Raw genomic sequence first — 12,573 nt, 5'->3', positions numbered from 1 at the left:
GTGTTTTTGCTAACAGTATCCTTGCGGTGTCGACCGTTTCTGTCAATTATTTAATAACAAAAATCGTATAAAAACTTATCCCTCATGATGTGGTTGTTTTTTAATCCATTGTTTTTCAATTGTTTAGTTTGTTTTTTGGCAAAAAAAGCATTTTGCGCTTGGAAAATAAAACGAGTCACGCTATGTTGAATTGAGTGTTGAATAAAACATAACAACCGACAAAGTGGTTTGACTATGCAAGCAACGCATTCTCCGCGCCCCCTGGTGGGGGTTATCGCCTGCTGCCGAGAGGTGGAAGGTCATCCTGCTCAAATGGTGACCGATAAATTTCTTCAGGCTCTCTACTACTACGGCGTCACGCCGGTGATTCTTCCGGTGTTGGTGGCTGATATAGCGACGCCCGAGCAGCGTGCCGAACAGGCTGTCGAGTTGTTGGGCAGTCTGGACGGTTTGATGCTAACCGGCAGTTACACCAACGTCGCTCCTGATCGCTATGGTGCCGAACGCGCCCCAGAGAATACTCGCGATGACGCACGGCGCGATGAAGTGGCACTTTGCTGGGTGCATGAGGCGTTACGCCAGGCGTTGCCCCTGTTTGGCATTTGTCGTGGTTTTCAGGAAATGAATGTCGCCTTGGGAGGCACGCTGCACCAAGCCGTTCAAACGCTACCCGGCATGCTCGACCACCGAGAGCCGCCCGCTGATGACATGGCGGGCCATTATGCCCCCTCCCATACGGTAAAAATTCGCGCTGGCGGTGCCTTGGCAGCGTTATATCGCGGCGAGCATGCAGAGGTGAATTCACTGCATCAGCAGGGAATTGATCAACTTGCACCGGGCCTGGAAGCCGAAGCTTGGGCGCCTGATGGTCTAGTTGAAGCGATTTCGGTGCGTGACGCCGCTGCGTTCGCACTGGCTGTTCAGTGGCATCCAGAGTGGCGCCCTAAAGAACATCCTTTCTATGACGCACTGTTTCAGGGTTTTGCGACGGCCTGCCGCCAGCATCGTACCCAGCGCGCCGCCCAGATTGCTGCCGGCTGAACGCTTGTTGCAACGATTTGATCAGGAACTGACTTATGCAGACCCAGGATTACCAAACGTTGGATCGCCAGCACCATCTTCATCCCTTCACCGACTTTAAATCGCTCGGCGAAGAGGGCAGCCGCATCATCACCCACGCTGATGGGGTATACATTCACGATAGCCAAGGCAACCGTATTCTTGATGGTATGGCAGGGCTTTGGTGCGTCAATCTCGGTTACGGGCGCCAGGAACTGGTCGATGCCGCCACTGAGCAAATGCAGCAGCTGCCGTACTACAACAATTTTTTCAAAACCACCCATCCGCCCGCCGTGAAGCTGGCCGCCAAGCTAAGCAAGCTGGCGCCCGAGCATATTAATCATGTGTTCTTCACGGGATCTGGTTCCGAAGCCAACGATACCGTGCTGCGCATGGTGCGCCGCTATTGGGCACTTAAAGGCAAACCGGAAAAGCAATGGATCATCTCGCGTGAAAATGGCTATCACGGCTCTACCGTGGCGGGCATGAGCCTTGGCGGCATGGCGCCGATGCATGAGCAGGGCGGCCCTTGTGTGCCGGGAATTACCCATATTGGCCAGCCTTACTGGTTTGGAGAAGGGCGTGATATGAGCCAGGAGGCCTTTGGCAAGCAGTGTGCTCAAGCGCTAGAAGAGAAAATCCTGGCATTGGGTGAGGACAACGTAGCGGCCTTTATTGCCGAGCCGGTGCAGGGCGCAGGCGGTGCCATTATTCCACCAGACAGCTATTGGTCTGCGGTGAAAGAGGTGTTGGCCAAGTACGATATTTTGTTGATTGCCGACGAAGTCATTTGTGGCTTCGGGCGTTTAGGCGAGTGGTTCGGTAGCACCCACTATGGGCTCAAACCTGACCTAATGCCGATTGCCAAGGGCTTGTCGTCAGGCTATTTGCCCATTGGCGCGGTGCTGGTGGGAGACCGCGTGGCCGATACGTTGATCGAAGACGGCGGTGAGTTCTTCCACGGTTTTACGTACTCCGGTCACCCTGTCTGTGCGGCTGTTGCGCTTAAAAACCTCGAACTGATGGAAAGTGAGCAGGTGGTCGACAGCGTTCGCAATAACCTGGGCCCTTATCTGGCGAAACGCTGGCAGGAACTGGCTGAACATCCGCTGGTGGGTGAGGCGCGTTCGTTAGGCTTGATCGGTGCGCTTGAGCTGGTGGCTGACAAGAACACCGGCGAGCGTTTCGATAAATCCCTTTCCGTAGGCAATCTGTGCCGTGATTTGTGTTTCGAAAGCGGGCTAGTGATGCGCTCAGTAGGCGACACCATGGTGATATCGCCGCCTTTGATTATCACGCGTAGCGAAATTGACGAGCTGGTGGACAAGGCGCAACGAGCGCTGGACAAAACCGCTGAAAAGCTGGCGGTAACACTTCCGATGGAGAATGCATGATGGCGGCAGATACCCCGAAAAACTTAGCCGACTGGCAGACATTAGCGGCTTCGCTACGTTTTGAAACACATGCCTTTATTGACGGTGCGTTTGTCCCCGCTGTGGGTGGCAGCACATTAACTAGCATCAACCCGGCGACGGGTGAAGCGCTGGCGGAGGTGGCCAGTTGCGATGCGCCAGATGCTGAGCGGGCAACCCAAGTGGCCCGGGCAACCTTTGAAAGTGGCGTCTGGTCACGTTGTCACCCCAGTAAACGCAAGCGAGTACTGCTGCGCCTAGCCGAGTTGGTAGAGACGCACCGCGATGAATTGGCGCTACTCGACACGTTAGACATGGGTAAGCCAATTTCCAGCTCGCTGGGCGATCTGGCTGGCACCGTAGCTTGCCTGCGCTATCAGGCGGAATGTATCGACAAGCTCTACGGCGAGGTAGCGCCGACCGGTGAGCGTGCGTTGGGGCTGGTGCTACGCGAACCGATGGGCGTTGTGGCGGCGATTGTGCCATGGAATTTTCCGCTGATGATGACATCCTGGAAGATTGCCCCGGCACTGGCTGCGGGCAACAGCGTTATTCTCAAACCGTCGGAAAAATCGCCTTTGTCAGCGCTGCGCTTGGCCCACCTTGCCCAGGAAGCGGGTATTCCCGATGGCGTCTTTCAAGTACTGCCAGGTTACGGCCATACGGTGGGCAAGGCGTTGGCGCTTTCGATGCAGGTAGATTGTCTGGCGTTTACCGGCTCCACCGGCGTGGGCAAGCAACTGATGCAGTACGCTGGCCAGTCCAACCTGAAACGCGTGTTTCTGGAGTGCGGTGGCAAAAGCCCCAACATCGTTTTTGCCGACTGTCAGCATCTTGATGCCGTTGCCCACAGTGCTGCGGAAGCTATTTTCCACAACCAAGGCGAAGTCTGTATTGCCGGTTCGCGCCTGTTGGTGGAAAACAGTATTCGCAAGGATTTTGTGGCCCGCGTGGTGAAAGCTGCCGAGCACATGCAGCCAGGCGACCCACTCGACCCGGCCAGCTTTATGGGCGCGATGGTCGATGAAACGCAGTACAACCGAGTGCTTGAGTATATTCGCCAGGGCGAAAGCGAAGGGGCCACCTTGACGCTAAAGGGCGAAGCCAGCGATTCCAATGGGTATTTCTTGTCGCCAACGGTCTTCGACGATGTGACGCCTGAGATGCGCATTGGCCGCGAAGAGATCTTTGGCCCTGTACTGAGTGTGTTTGGTTTCGACAGCGAAGAGCAAGCGATTGCACTGGCCAATGATAGCGATTTTGGCCTCGCTGCCGGTGTTTGGAGCCAGGATATTGACCGCATTATGCGGGTTTCCCGGCGCCTGCAGTCCGGCCAGGTATATGTGAATAACTGGGCGGGTATCGATCAGACAGTGCCTTTCGGCGGCGTGAAGCAGTCGGGCAATGGGCGCGATAAATCGCTTCATGCGCAGGAGAAATACTGCGAAGTAAAGACGGTGTGGATGTCGTTGAGCGTTTGAACCATCGAAGTTCGTAACGAGCTTCGCCTGGGCACTTCACCCTTTATTGATTCGATTCAACAGCGCTAGGTGTCACGGCAAATGCCGTGCCTCCTCGCCGAGGGGGCCTTGTGCCTGAAAAACCAATAAAAACAAGCGTAACAATGATCGGAGTCGCCATCACTGCAATGATTTCCTAACGGAAATACGACGACCAATAATCAAACATTAAGTGAGGACATTATGTCGACTGACCACTCTGCTAAGGAAGACCAAGAAACACCCCGCCCAAGTTTAAAAGCGACGATGATACCGATTGTGTTTATGGCGGCGTCATTGGGGGTTTTTATCGGTTATTTCGAAACTGACCCGCATTTACCGCTATTTTTGAGTGCCATTGTGGCAACCTGTGTGGCCGTGGCTACGGGCAGCCGTTGGAAGCACCTCGAAGCGGGTATTCTTCGCTCCATTGGCCTGACGACTCAGGCGATTGTGATTCTAATCATTATCGGCACCATTATTGGCTACTGGATTGCCGGTGGAATTGTGCCCACCATGATCTATTACGGGCTGAGTATTCTGGCACCGGACTATTTTTTGGTCGCGGCGTGCCTGATCTGCTGCTTGGTATCGTTGGCCGGCGGTAACGCCTGGACGGCGGCAGGCACTATTGGCATCGCCCTGATGGGTGTTGGTGAAGGGCTAGGCCTAAATCCGGCAATGGTAGCAGGCGCCGTAATCTCTGGGGTTTATTTTGGCGACAAGATTTCTCCGCTTTCCGAAACTACCAACATGGCGCCAGGTGTCGTCGGTGTCGATCTGTTTGAACACATTCGCTATATGCTCTACACCACGGTTCCTGCGCTCGCGGTGGCGCTGGTGCTTTACACCATTATTGGCCTGAACATGACGCCTTCCGGAGATGGCGCGACACAAGTAGCCGAGTTGCAGCAAAGCCTAAACGAGCTGTTTATCATCAGCCCCTGGCTGCTGCTGGTGCCGGCGGCAGTTATCGTGATGATGGTAAGAAAGGTGCCTGCCATCCCTGCTCTTGCTGTTGGTTCGCTAATGGGCATCGTCTGCGCGATTGTGATCCAGGATGTGCCTTTAGGCGATAGCTTCACTATTTTTGTGGAAGGCTACGCGGTGGATACTGGCAATGTCACGGTGGACGACCTGCTGACCAACGGCGGTACTGACGCCATGATGTGGACGGTTTCGCTGATTATTATCGCAATGAGCTTTGGCGGCATTCTTGAGTCGGCTGGCTTTTTCCGCACCATCGTGGAGAGCCTGCTCAAACTGGCCAAGACCACTGGTAGCCTGATTGCTACCACGGTGGCGACAGCCATGGCCGCTAATGTCGTGGGGTGCGATCAGTATCTCAGCATTATTCTGCCCGCCCGCATGTATGCCAGCGAGTACAAGCGTCGCTCACTTAAACTGAAAAACCTTTCGCGCACGGTAGAAGATGCCGGCACCATGACATCACCACTGGTGCCTTGGAATACCTGTGGTGCCTTTATGTTTGCCACGTTAGGTGTCAGTGCTTTTAGCTACGCGCCGTATGCCTTTCTAGCGCTGCTGAGTCCGCTATTTGCCCTTCTTTACGGCTTTACCGGTTTCCGGATTGCTTACGAAGACGAGTCTCAAGAGTATGACGTAGCCTCTGAGTTGGCTGATGCTCGAAGTGCTTGAGCTGACCTCGACGATGTACACCGACTAAGCGAATTATCTTTTGTAGCAAGCGCTCTTTTAATTAAGTTTTTGCCCCACAGCCGTGGGGGTTTTTTTGCGCTATTATGTGCCCGTCAATAGACCAACAACGTAATTCACTTATTGATTGGGAGTGAAAAAAGCATGTCGGATGACGTGGGTGCGAGCTTGCGCTCACTGCGCAAGCAGCGAGGGATTTCGCAGCGTGAACTAGCAAAGTTATGTGGGGTTACTCACTCAAGTCTTTCGCTAATAGAGCAAGGAAAAGTTAGCCCATCCGTCAGTTCCCTGAAGAAAATCCTAAACGCCTTCTCTATGAGCGTCGGTGATTTTTTTACCATGGATCTGGATAGTCAGGAGCAGGTCTTCTATTCGGCGGATGATTTAGTTGATATTGCCTCCGGTGATATTTCCTTCAAACTTGTCGGGGCAAATCGTCCTAATCGTGCCTTGGCTTTTATGGTTGAGCGATACTTGCCGGGTGCTGATACTGGGCAAGCTATGATTACCCACTATGGTGAAGAGGCTGGTTTTGTTGTAGAAGGTGAGATTGAAATCATTGTTGGAAGTAATACGAGGCGCCTAGGGCCGGGGGAGTCATACTATTTCAAGACAAGCACTCCGCATCGTTTCAGAAACATTGGAGATGTTCCCTGCAAGATAATTAGCTGCGCTACGCCGGGTAAGGCGTTCTGACATTATTGGCTTATATTGAGCGGCAACTGTCGCAGCAATGCAGCAATGATGTCGCGCAAATCGCTTGGACTCTGCTGCAACGCTAGCGAGTGAGCAGGAATATCCCCTGAAAGAAGTAGAAAACCCCAATGCCGGTAACGATCCAACGCGTCCAGGTGCGGAAGTTGGCATCGGTGAGGCGGTGTAAAATGCGGTTGCCGGTGTGGGTGCCAAAGATCGCAAATGGTGCCGCTAACAGCACAATGCCCCATTCGCCGGCGCTAAGCGCCATGGCGGCACCCAGGTAGAAGATGATCTTAATGCTGTGGGCCACTACCTGAATCATCGCCTTGGTGGCCACGACCTGGCGGCGATCCATGCGTGAGCGCACAAAGAATATATCGATTAGCGGCCCTGAAACCCCGGCGGCAATTGTCAAACCGCCAGAAGCAATCCCGCAACATAGCGCATGACTGGCGCGGTTAGCATCCAGGTGAAACCAGCGCTTGGGCATCCATACCAAAATCGGCATTAGGCCAATCAAAATAGATACGCTGGCGGCGTTAGGGCTGTAGTTGAATAGCATCAGCAGGCCAGCAGCGCTCAGCACGCCCAGCGTCATAAACGCGACGATACGCCAGACAATAAAGCGCCGCGATAGCCACGCTCGTGATCCATTCGCGGTGAGCTGTATCACGCCGTGCACCGCCATCGCCGTGCCCGCGGGAAAAATCAGCAGCAAAAACCATAGCAGTACCAAACCGCCCGCCATGCCAAACACACCGGAGAGCATCGAGGTGAAAAACACCACGCTAAGCAGTGCCGCACCTATCCATAGTGACATTGTTAAACCCCTTAACTACGGCAAAACGGCCAGACCTGATAAAACTTGCGGCACTGAAACTCTGCTTCGCAGGCGTTGAGCTGGGATTGATAGCGGTTCGTGCGGGCCGCTACTTGTCTGCCCGCACTCAATACATGAGGCTTGCCACGGTAAGTGCCTCGTTGGTAGCCGCCTGCGCCTTCGTGGTAGGCGTAGTAGAGATGCTCAGGATTGCTGAGCGATATACCCGCCTGCTGCTGGGAGCGGCGGTTGTACCAGCCAATAAAATCGGTGGCGTGTTTCATATGGGTACGCCGGGCGAACAGGCTGCCCGCTTGATCCTCATACTCTTCCCACACAGGGTCTTGGGCCTGGGCGTAGCCCTTAGCAGAAGAGGGGCGTGGGCCGGGGATAAAGCCCAGGTAGTATTTGCGGTCTGGGCGGACATGGCTGCGAAACGATGACTCCTGCTGAATAAAAGACATCTGAGTGGCGATCGGCGTGCCCCACTTCTCCTCTGATTCCTGGGCATAGTCGTACCAACTGGGCTGCTCGCGGAATATTTCGCAGATATTGCTTTGATCCTGGGGCGGGTTGGGCGCAAAGGTGGCGCAGCCAGACAGGAGCAGCACGAAGCTCAGCGTTAGCCACAAGCGTAATGTAGAGGCAGCCGACGGGAGAAAGGGCGAGGCGAAAGCAGTCAAACTATCAACAGGGTGACGCATAAAATGTCCTTATAGGTAAGCTCTTCTAGATAGGAGCTTGTGAATAAGTTATTGAGAGCTTGTGGATAAGCTGTGTGATTAATGTTCCACAAGAACTGCTGAGTAACCCAGCCGACTAGCGGAGCAGCGCCTCTAAGCAGCGTCTTAGCCGCTGGGCCTCGCGCACTAAGGTTTCACCCGAAAGCATACCCACGCCCATCACGAGCCCCGAGCGCGAGTCGCCCTTAGCGCATACCGGGCTTAGTGGGCGGACAATCAAATGCTCTTTTAACAGCGTTTGAGCAATCTGCACGTCATTGATATGCGGTTCAAATTCCACGCATAAGCTGATGGCGTTGCTCGGCGGCGAAACGCGGCGCACTTGCGGCAGCGAGCGTAGCTGATCATGCAGCACCTGTTGGCGCCCTAAGTAGTCGCGCTGAATGCGTCGACACCAGGCATCCAAATCGCCATCAAAAATAAACTGTGCCAGCACGGCCTGATCAAGCATGCGCCCTTCGCGGAATAGCTCGCTACGTAGGCGGTTCATTGGTCCCGCTAAGTGGTGCGGAACGACTAAATAACCTAAGCGCAGGCCTGGAAACATCATCTTGGAAAAAGAGCCTACCAGCAAGTGAGACTCCGAGTGTGGGTCGAAGAGCAGGTTAGGGTGGTCATCGCGGTTAAATTCGTAATCATCTTCGACAATATAATCAGGCGCTAAGGCATTACATAAGCGCTGTTTATCCACCGCGCTGGTAGGCACGCTAAGCGGATAGTGGTGCGAGCCGGTCAGGTAGGCCAGTTTGACCGGGCCAGAAGCAGGCGGAAGGGTGTGCCCCTGGCCTGGCAGCCACGCTACGGGTTCGATTTCCAAACCTGCGGCGGTAAAGACATTGCGCGCGCCCCAGTAGCAGGGCGACTCCATGGCAACGGTGTCACCCACATCGGCCAACGCCACGGCGCATAGCTCAATGCCGTTATGGGTGCCGTCGGTGATGATGATCTGCTCTGTGTCGCAATTGATATTGCGCCAGCGCGCCAAAAAATCGCGGATCGCGCGCTTTAACGGCCCGTAGCCACCGGTGGAGTAGGAGAGCAGCAGGGCGTTTTGCGGCACTGTCACGCTGGCGTATAGCTGCCGCCATTTACGCATCGGGAACTGGGCGATATCAGGAATGCCAGGCACGAAGGCGCCACTTTGGATCATGCTCGCGCCGGGGCCATCCAATACCCGCTGGGCGCGTGAGGAGAGCTGCGCATTGCCACGCAGGGGAAGAGTGGGCGTAACCGGCCTACACGTCCAGGTGCCTTGGCCATGGGCGGTTTTAAGCAGTGCCTCTGCGAGTAGCGTATGGATCGCCAGCGCCAGGGTTTGGCGAGCAACGCCCAAGGCATCCGCCAACTGGCGGTGGGAGGGCAGCCGCAGCCCGGAAGGCCACTGCTGGGTAATGGCTTGGCGCAAGGCTTGCTCAATACGCACCTGTTTACTCAACCGCTCCGGCTGGAGTGCATAAAGTTGTACAAGTTGGTGCACGACCTCCTTGCGATTCATCTGAATGCCTCCTTAATCCCGCTTGACCCGCTAACGACGGGCTCTTAGACGAAAGCAGTAGGAAAATATTGCACCCTTTCGGTGCGCCTAAAAAGTGGTCTAGTCGAACCTAAAAGTGGTGCATTCGCGTTTTCTCTCCCGCCTGCTAGCGTGTTGCTATCTTGTTTAGTAAGACCGTTTAAAACGCGGTCGTTAATCAGGATCAGGATACTGCGCCCCTGAGCGCCAACGACAACATCCAATAACTCGCAGGACACTCTACAATGACTACTCCCTCATCAGAACAGGAAGGGCTCGTCCGGGTATTGGCCCGTGGCGATGTATTAGCGCTAGCTTTCGGCGCGATGATCGGCTGGGGCTGGATTGTACTGACCGGCACAGCGATTCAATCCGCTGGCAGTCTAGGTGCCATTATAGCGTTTATTATCGGCGGTTTAGCGATTGTCTTGGTCGGCCTTACCTATGCAGAGCTGGCCGCTGCGATGCCTAAAGTCGGTGGCGAGCACGTTTACAGCTATCGCGCTTTAGGCCACTTGCCTTCATTTTTGTGCACGTGGGCGATTATTTTGGGCTACTTGAGCGTGGTGGCTTTTGAAGCCGTCGCCCTGCCCACGGTTATCGAGCACCTGGCGCCCAACTACGCCGTTGGCCACCTCTGGACAATTGCCGGGTGGGAAGTTAAAGCCACTTGGGTCGCGGTAGGCGTGGGCGGTTCGCTGGCCATGATGGTCATTAACTACTTCGGCGTGACCACCGCTGCGCTGCTGCAAAAAGTTGTCACCGGATTAATTCTGCTGGTGGGGGTGATGTTTGTCACCGGTTCGCTGTTTGAAGGCGAAACCATCAACATGATGCCGCTGTTCACCCAGGCTGATACTGGTGTGGTGGCGGGTATTGTGGCGGTGTTGGTCATGGTGCCGTTCCTGTTTGTGGGTTTTGACGTTATTCCTCAGGCGGCTGAAGAGATTAACCTCCCCTATAAAGCCATCGGCAAAGTACTGATGATGTCAGTCATCCTGGCGGTGGTCTGGTACGCGCTGATTATTCTGGCCACCAGCTTGGCACTCAATAGTGATGAGTTGGCGGCAAGCTCGCTCAGCGTGCCGGATGCCATGGGCTCGCTGTTTAACGCCGCTTGGGCGAGTAACTTAATGGTCATGGCGGGTATTGCGGGCATCATTACTAGCTGGAATGCCTTCTACATTGGCGGCTCTCGGGCGATTTACGCGCTGGCGAAAGCCGGTATGTTGCCTGCCCCATTCGCCAAGCTGCACCCGCGCTACAGAACCCCGACCAATGCCATCTTTATGATGGGTTTTCTCTCCTGCATCGCGCCCTTCTTTGGACGCCCTGCGCTGGTGTGGATCGTTAACGCCGGTGGCTTAGGCATCGTTTTGGCCTACCTGTTTGTGGCGATCTCCTTTGTGGTGCTTCGGGTGCGCGAGCCGGATATGCCCCGCCCATTCAAGGTGAGTAACGGCAAACTGTGCGGCACCCTAGCCATCATTCTGTCCTTTGGAATGGCATGCCTCTACCTACCGGGAAGCCCTGCGGCGCTAAGCGGTGCGGAGTGGACTATTTTTGCTGGTTGGGCGGCGCTAGGTATTGTGCTGTATGTGCATGCACTGCGCACCTACGGGCGCGAGTACAGCGACCGCCATATGAAAGTGGATCTGTAAGCCTCTAACAACGTTACCCAGGAGCAATAATATGAGCTTTATTGAACAGTGGTTGCACGATGGCGTCGCTGGCCTGATCGGCGATGAGTGGCGCGCAGGGAAACAGACATTTGCGGTCGATAATCCCGCCACCGGCGAAACGATTGCCCGCGTAGCCGACATGGGCGCGGATGATGCCCGTGACGCAGTGGCCGCCGCTTATAACGCCGGTGCCAGCTGGCGTGCGACCCCAGTAAAACAGCGCTCGGCGCTGCTGCGTCGCTGGTTTGAGCTGATCATCAAGCACGCCGACGACCTGGCCCTCCTGATGACCTTAGAGCAGGGCAAGCCGTTGGCAGAAGCCAAAGGCGAAGTGGTCTACGGGGCCTCGTTTATTGAGTTCTTCGCCGAAGAAGCCAAACGCATGGCCGGTGAAACCCTGCCCAGCCACGGTGCCGACAAGCGCCTGCTGGTGCTGCGCGAGCCGGTCGGCGTCGTGGCGGCGATTACTCCGTGGAACTTCCCGCTGGCGATGATTACCCGCAAGTGCGCCCCGGCCCTGGCTGCTGGCTGCACCGTGGTCATCAAGCCCGCCGAAGCCACGCCGCTCACCGCGCTGGCAGCCGCTTACCTAGCATTAGAAGCAGGCCTGCCAGCAGGCACCATTAACGTTATTACCGCTTCAAAACCGGCAGCGGTAGGTGAGGTGCTCACCACTGATCCGCGGGTGCGCAAAGTGTCGTTCACCGGCTCAACGCCGGTGGGCAAACACCTGCTGGCCCAGTGTGCCAGCACGGTGAAGAAAACAGCCATGGAACTGGGCGGCAACGCGCCGTTTATCGTCTTTGACGACGCCGATGTGGATGCCGCGGTTAACGGTGCGATTGCCTCCAAATTCCGTAACGCTGGGCAAACCTGTGTTTGCACCAACCGCTTTCTGGTGCAGGACGGTATTTACGATACCTTCATCGCCAAGCTCACCGAGCGTGTGAATGCGCTAAAGGTCGGCGATGGCCTCGCGGAAGGCAGCATTATCGGCCCGCTGATCAACCAAGCGGCGGTGGACAAGGTTCAGCGCCATGTGGATGACGCCATAAACCAAGGCGCGCGGCTGCTGTGCGGTGGCAAGCCCCACGAAGCAGGCGAACGCTTCTTCACGCCCACGGTGCTGGCGGATGTGACCACCAGCATGGCGGTGGCCGACGAAGAAACCTTCGGCCCCGTCGCGCCAGTGTTCCGCTTCCAGCGCGATGAAGAAGCTATCGCCATGGCCAACGATACCCCGTTTGGTTTGGCAGCTTACTTCTACGCCACCGACTACCGCCGCATTTGGCACACCATGGAGCAGCTGGAGTACGGCATGGTCGGTGTCAATGAAGGGCTGATCTCCACCGAGCTTGCACCGTTTGGCGGTGTAAAAGAGTCCGGGCTGGGTCGCGAAGGCTCCCACCACGGGCTGGATGAGTTTACCGAACTGAAATACGTCTGCGTTGGCGGTTTATAAAGAGAAC

10 protein-coding genes are annotated in these 12,573 nt (G+C 55.6%); 7 read left to right on the top strand and 3 right to left on the bottom strand.

Annotated features, from left to right (window positions below):
* Window positions 1-234 precede the first annotated feature (234 nt).
* From J7J49_RS11590 to J7J49_RS11570, 5 genes are all read left to right on the top strand, one after another.
* Complete coding sequence (locus J7J49_RS11590) at window positions 235-1,041, top strand: gamma-glutamyl-gamma-aminobutyrate hydrolase family protein (RefSeq protein ID WP_215092702.1); 807 nt, start codon at window positions 235-237, stop codon at window positions 1,039-1,041.
* A gap of 35 nt (window positions 1,042-1,076) precedes the next feature.
* The gene (locus tag J7J49_RS11585) at window positions 1,077-2,453 is read left to right on the top strand and encodes an aspartate aminotransferase family protein (protein WP_215092700.1); all 1,377 of its coding nucleotides are present in this window, start codon (window positions 1,077-1,079) and stop codon (window positions 2,451-2,453) included.
* Entirely contained in the window at window positions 2,453-3,952 is a 1,500-nt protein-coding gene (locus tag J7J49_RS11580) for an aldehyde dehydrogenase (RefSeq protein WP_215092869.1), read from the top strand. Before J7J49_RS11585 ends, J7J49_RS11580 begins: the two co-directional genes overlap by 1 nt.
* Before the next feature lie 222 nt (window positions 3,953-4,174).
* Window positions 4,175-5,629, top strand: a complete 1,455-nt coding sequence (gene nhaC / locus J7J49_RS11575; RefSeq protein ID WP_215092698.1) for a Na+/H+ antiporter NhaC — start codon at window positions 4,175-4,177, stop codon at window positions 5,627-5,629.
* Between the two features lie 162 nt (window positions 5,630-5,791).
* Window positions 5,792-6,343, top strand: a complete 552-nt coding sequence (locus tag J7J49_RS11570; protein ID WP_041158716.1) for a cupin domain-containing protein — start codon at window positions 5,792-5,794, stop codon at window positions 6,341-6,343.
* 82 nt (window positions 6,344-6,425) lie between these two features.
* Here the strand turns inward: J7J49_RS11570 and J7J49_RS11565 are convergent, their stop codons facing one another.
* From J7J49_RS11565 to J7J49_RS11555, 3 genes are all read right to left on the bottom strand, one after another.
* Complete coding sequence (locus tag J7J49_RS11565; protein ID WP_215092696.1) at window positions 6,426-7,166, bottom strand: sulfite exporter TauE/SafE family protein; 741 nt, start codon at window positions 7,164-7,166, stop codon at window positions 6,426-6,428.
* 11 nt (window positions 7,167-7,177) lie between these two features.
* Entirely contained in the window at window positions 7,178-7,870 is a 693-nt protein-coding gene (locus J7J49_RS11560) for a transglycosylase SLT domain-containing protein (protein WP_215092694.1), read from the bottom strand.
* 115 nt (window positions 7,871-7,985) lie between these two features.
* Window positions 7,986-9,404: an aminotransferase-like domain-containing protein gene (locus J7J49_RS11555; RefSeq protein WP_215092692.1), complete on the bottom strand. Its 1,419-nt coding sequence runs from the start codon at window positions 9,402-9,404 to the stop codon at window positions 7,986-7,988.
* Window positions 9,405-9,667: 263 nt separating this feature from the next.
* Here J7J49_RS11555 and J7J49_RS11550 point away from each other — a divergent pair, with 263 nt between their 5' ends.
* On the top strand, window positions 9,668-11,083 hold the full coding sequence (locus J7J49_RS11550; protein ID WP_064235374.1) for an APC family permease: 1,416 nt from the start codon (window positions 9,668-9,670) through the stop codon (window positions 11,081-11,083).
* Between the two features lie 31 nt (window positions 11,084-11,114).
* Window positions 11,115-12,566, top strand: a complete 1,452-nt coding sequence (locus tag J7J49_RS11545) for an NAD-dependent succinate-semialdehyde dehydrogenase (protein ID WP_215092690.1) — start codon at window positions 11,115-11,117, stop codon at window positions 12,564-12,566.
* The last annotated feature ends 7 nt before the right edge of the window (window positions 12,567-12,573 follow it).

Origin of the sequence: Halomonas sp. ISL-56 (assembly GCF_018612805.1) — a bacterium.
In the GTDB taxonomy this organism is placed as follows: domain Bacteria; phylum Pseudomonadota; class Gammaproteobacteria; order Pseudomonadales; family Halomonadaceae; genus Vreelandella.
The sequence above is the reverse complement of the archived record's forward strand: the minus strand, read 5'-3'. Positions and strand labels throughout refer to the sequence as shown.

Coding starts and splice junctions, on each gene's coding strand:
- J7J49_RS11590 (WP_215092702.1), top strand. CDS start 235: ATGCAAGCAACGCATTCTCCGCGCCCCCTGGTGGGGGTTATCGCCTGC.
- J7J49_RS11585 (WP_215092700.1), top strand. CDS start 1,077: ATGCAGACCCAGGATTACCAAACGTTGGATCGCCAGCACCATCTTCAT.
- J7J49_RS11580 (WP_215092869.1), top strand. CDS start 2,453: ATGGCGGCAGATACCCCGAAAAACTTAGCCGACTGGCAGACATTAGCG.
- nhaC (WP_215092698.1), top strand. CDS start 4,175: ATGTCGACTGACCACTCTGCTAAGGAAGACCAAGAAACACCCCGCCCA.
- J7J49_RS11570 (WP_041158716.1), top strand. CDS start 5,792: ATGTCGGATGACGTGGGTGCGAGCTTGCGCTCACTGCGCAAGCAGCGA.
- J7J49_RS11565 (WP_215092696.1), bottom strand. CDS start 7,166: ATGTCACTATGGATAGGTGCGGCACTGCTTAGCGTGGTGTTTTTCACC.
- J7J49_RS11560 (WP_215092694.1), bottom strand. CDS start 7,870: ATGCGTCACCCTGTTGATAGTTTGACTGCTTTCGCCTCGCCCTTTCTC.
- J7J49_RS11555 (WP_215092692.1), bottom strand. CDS start 9,404: ATGAATCGCAAGGAGGTCGTGCACCAACTTGTACAACTTTATGCACTC.
- J7J49_RS11550 (WP_064235374.1), top strand. CDS start 9,668: ATGACTACTCCCTCATCAGAACAGGAAGGGCTCGTCCGGGTATTGGCC.
- J7J49_RS11545 (WP_215092690.1), top strand. CDS start 11,115: ATGAGCTTTATTGAACAGTGGTTGCACGATGGCGTCGCTGGCCTGATC.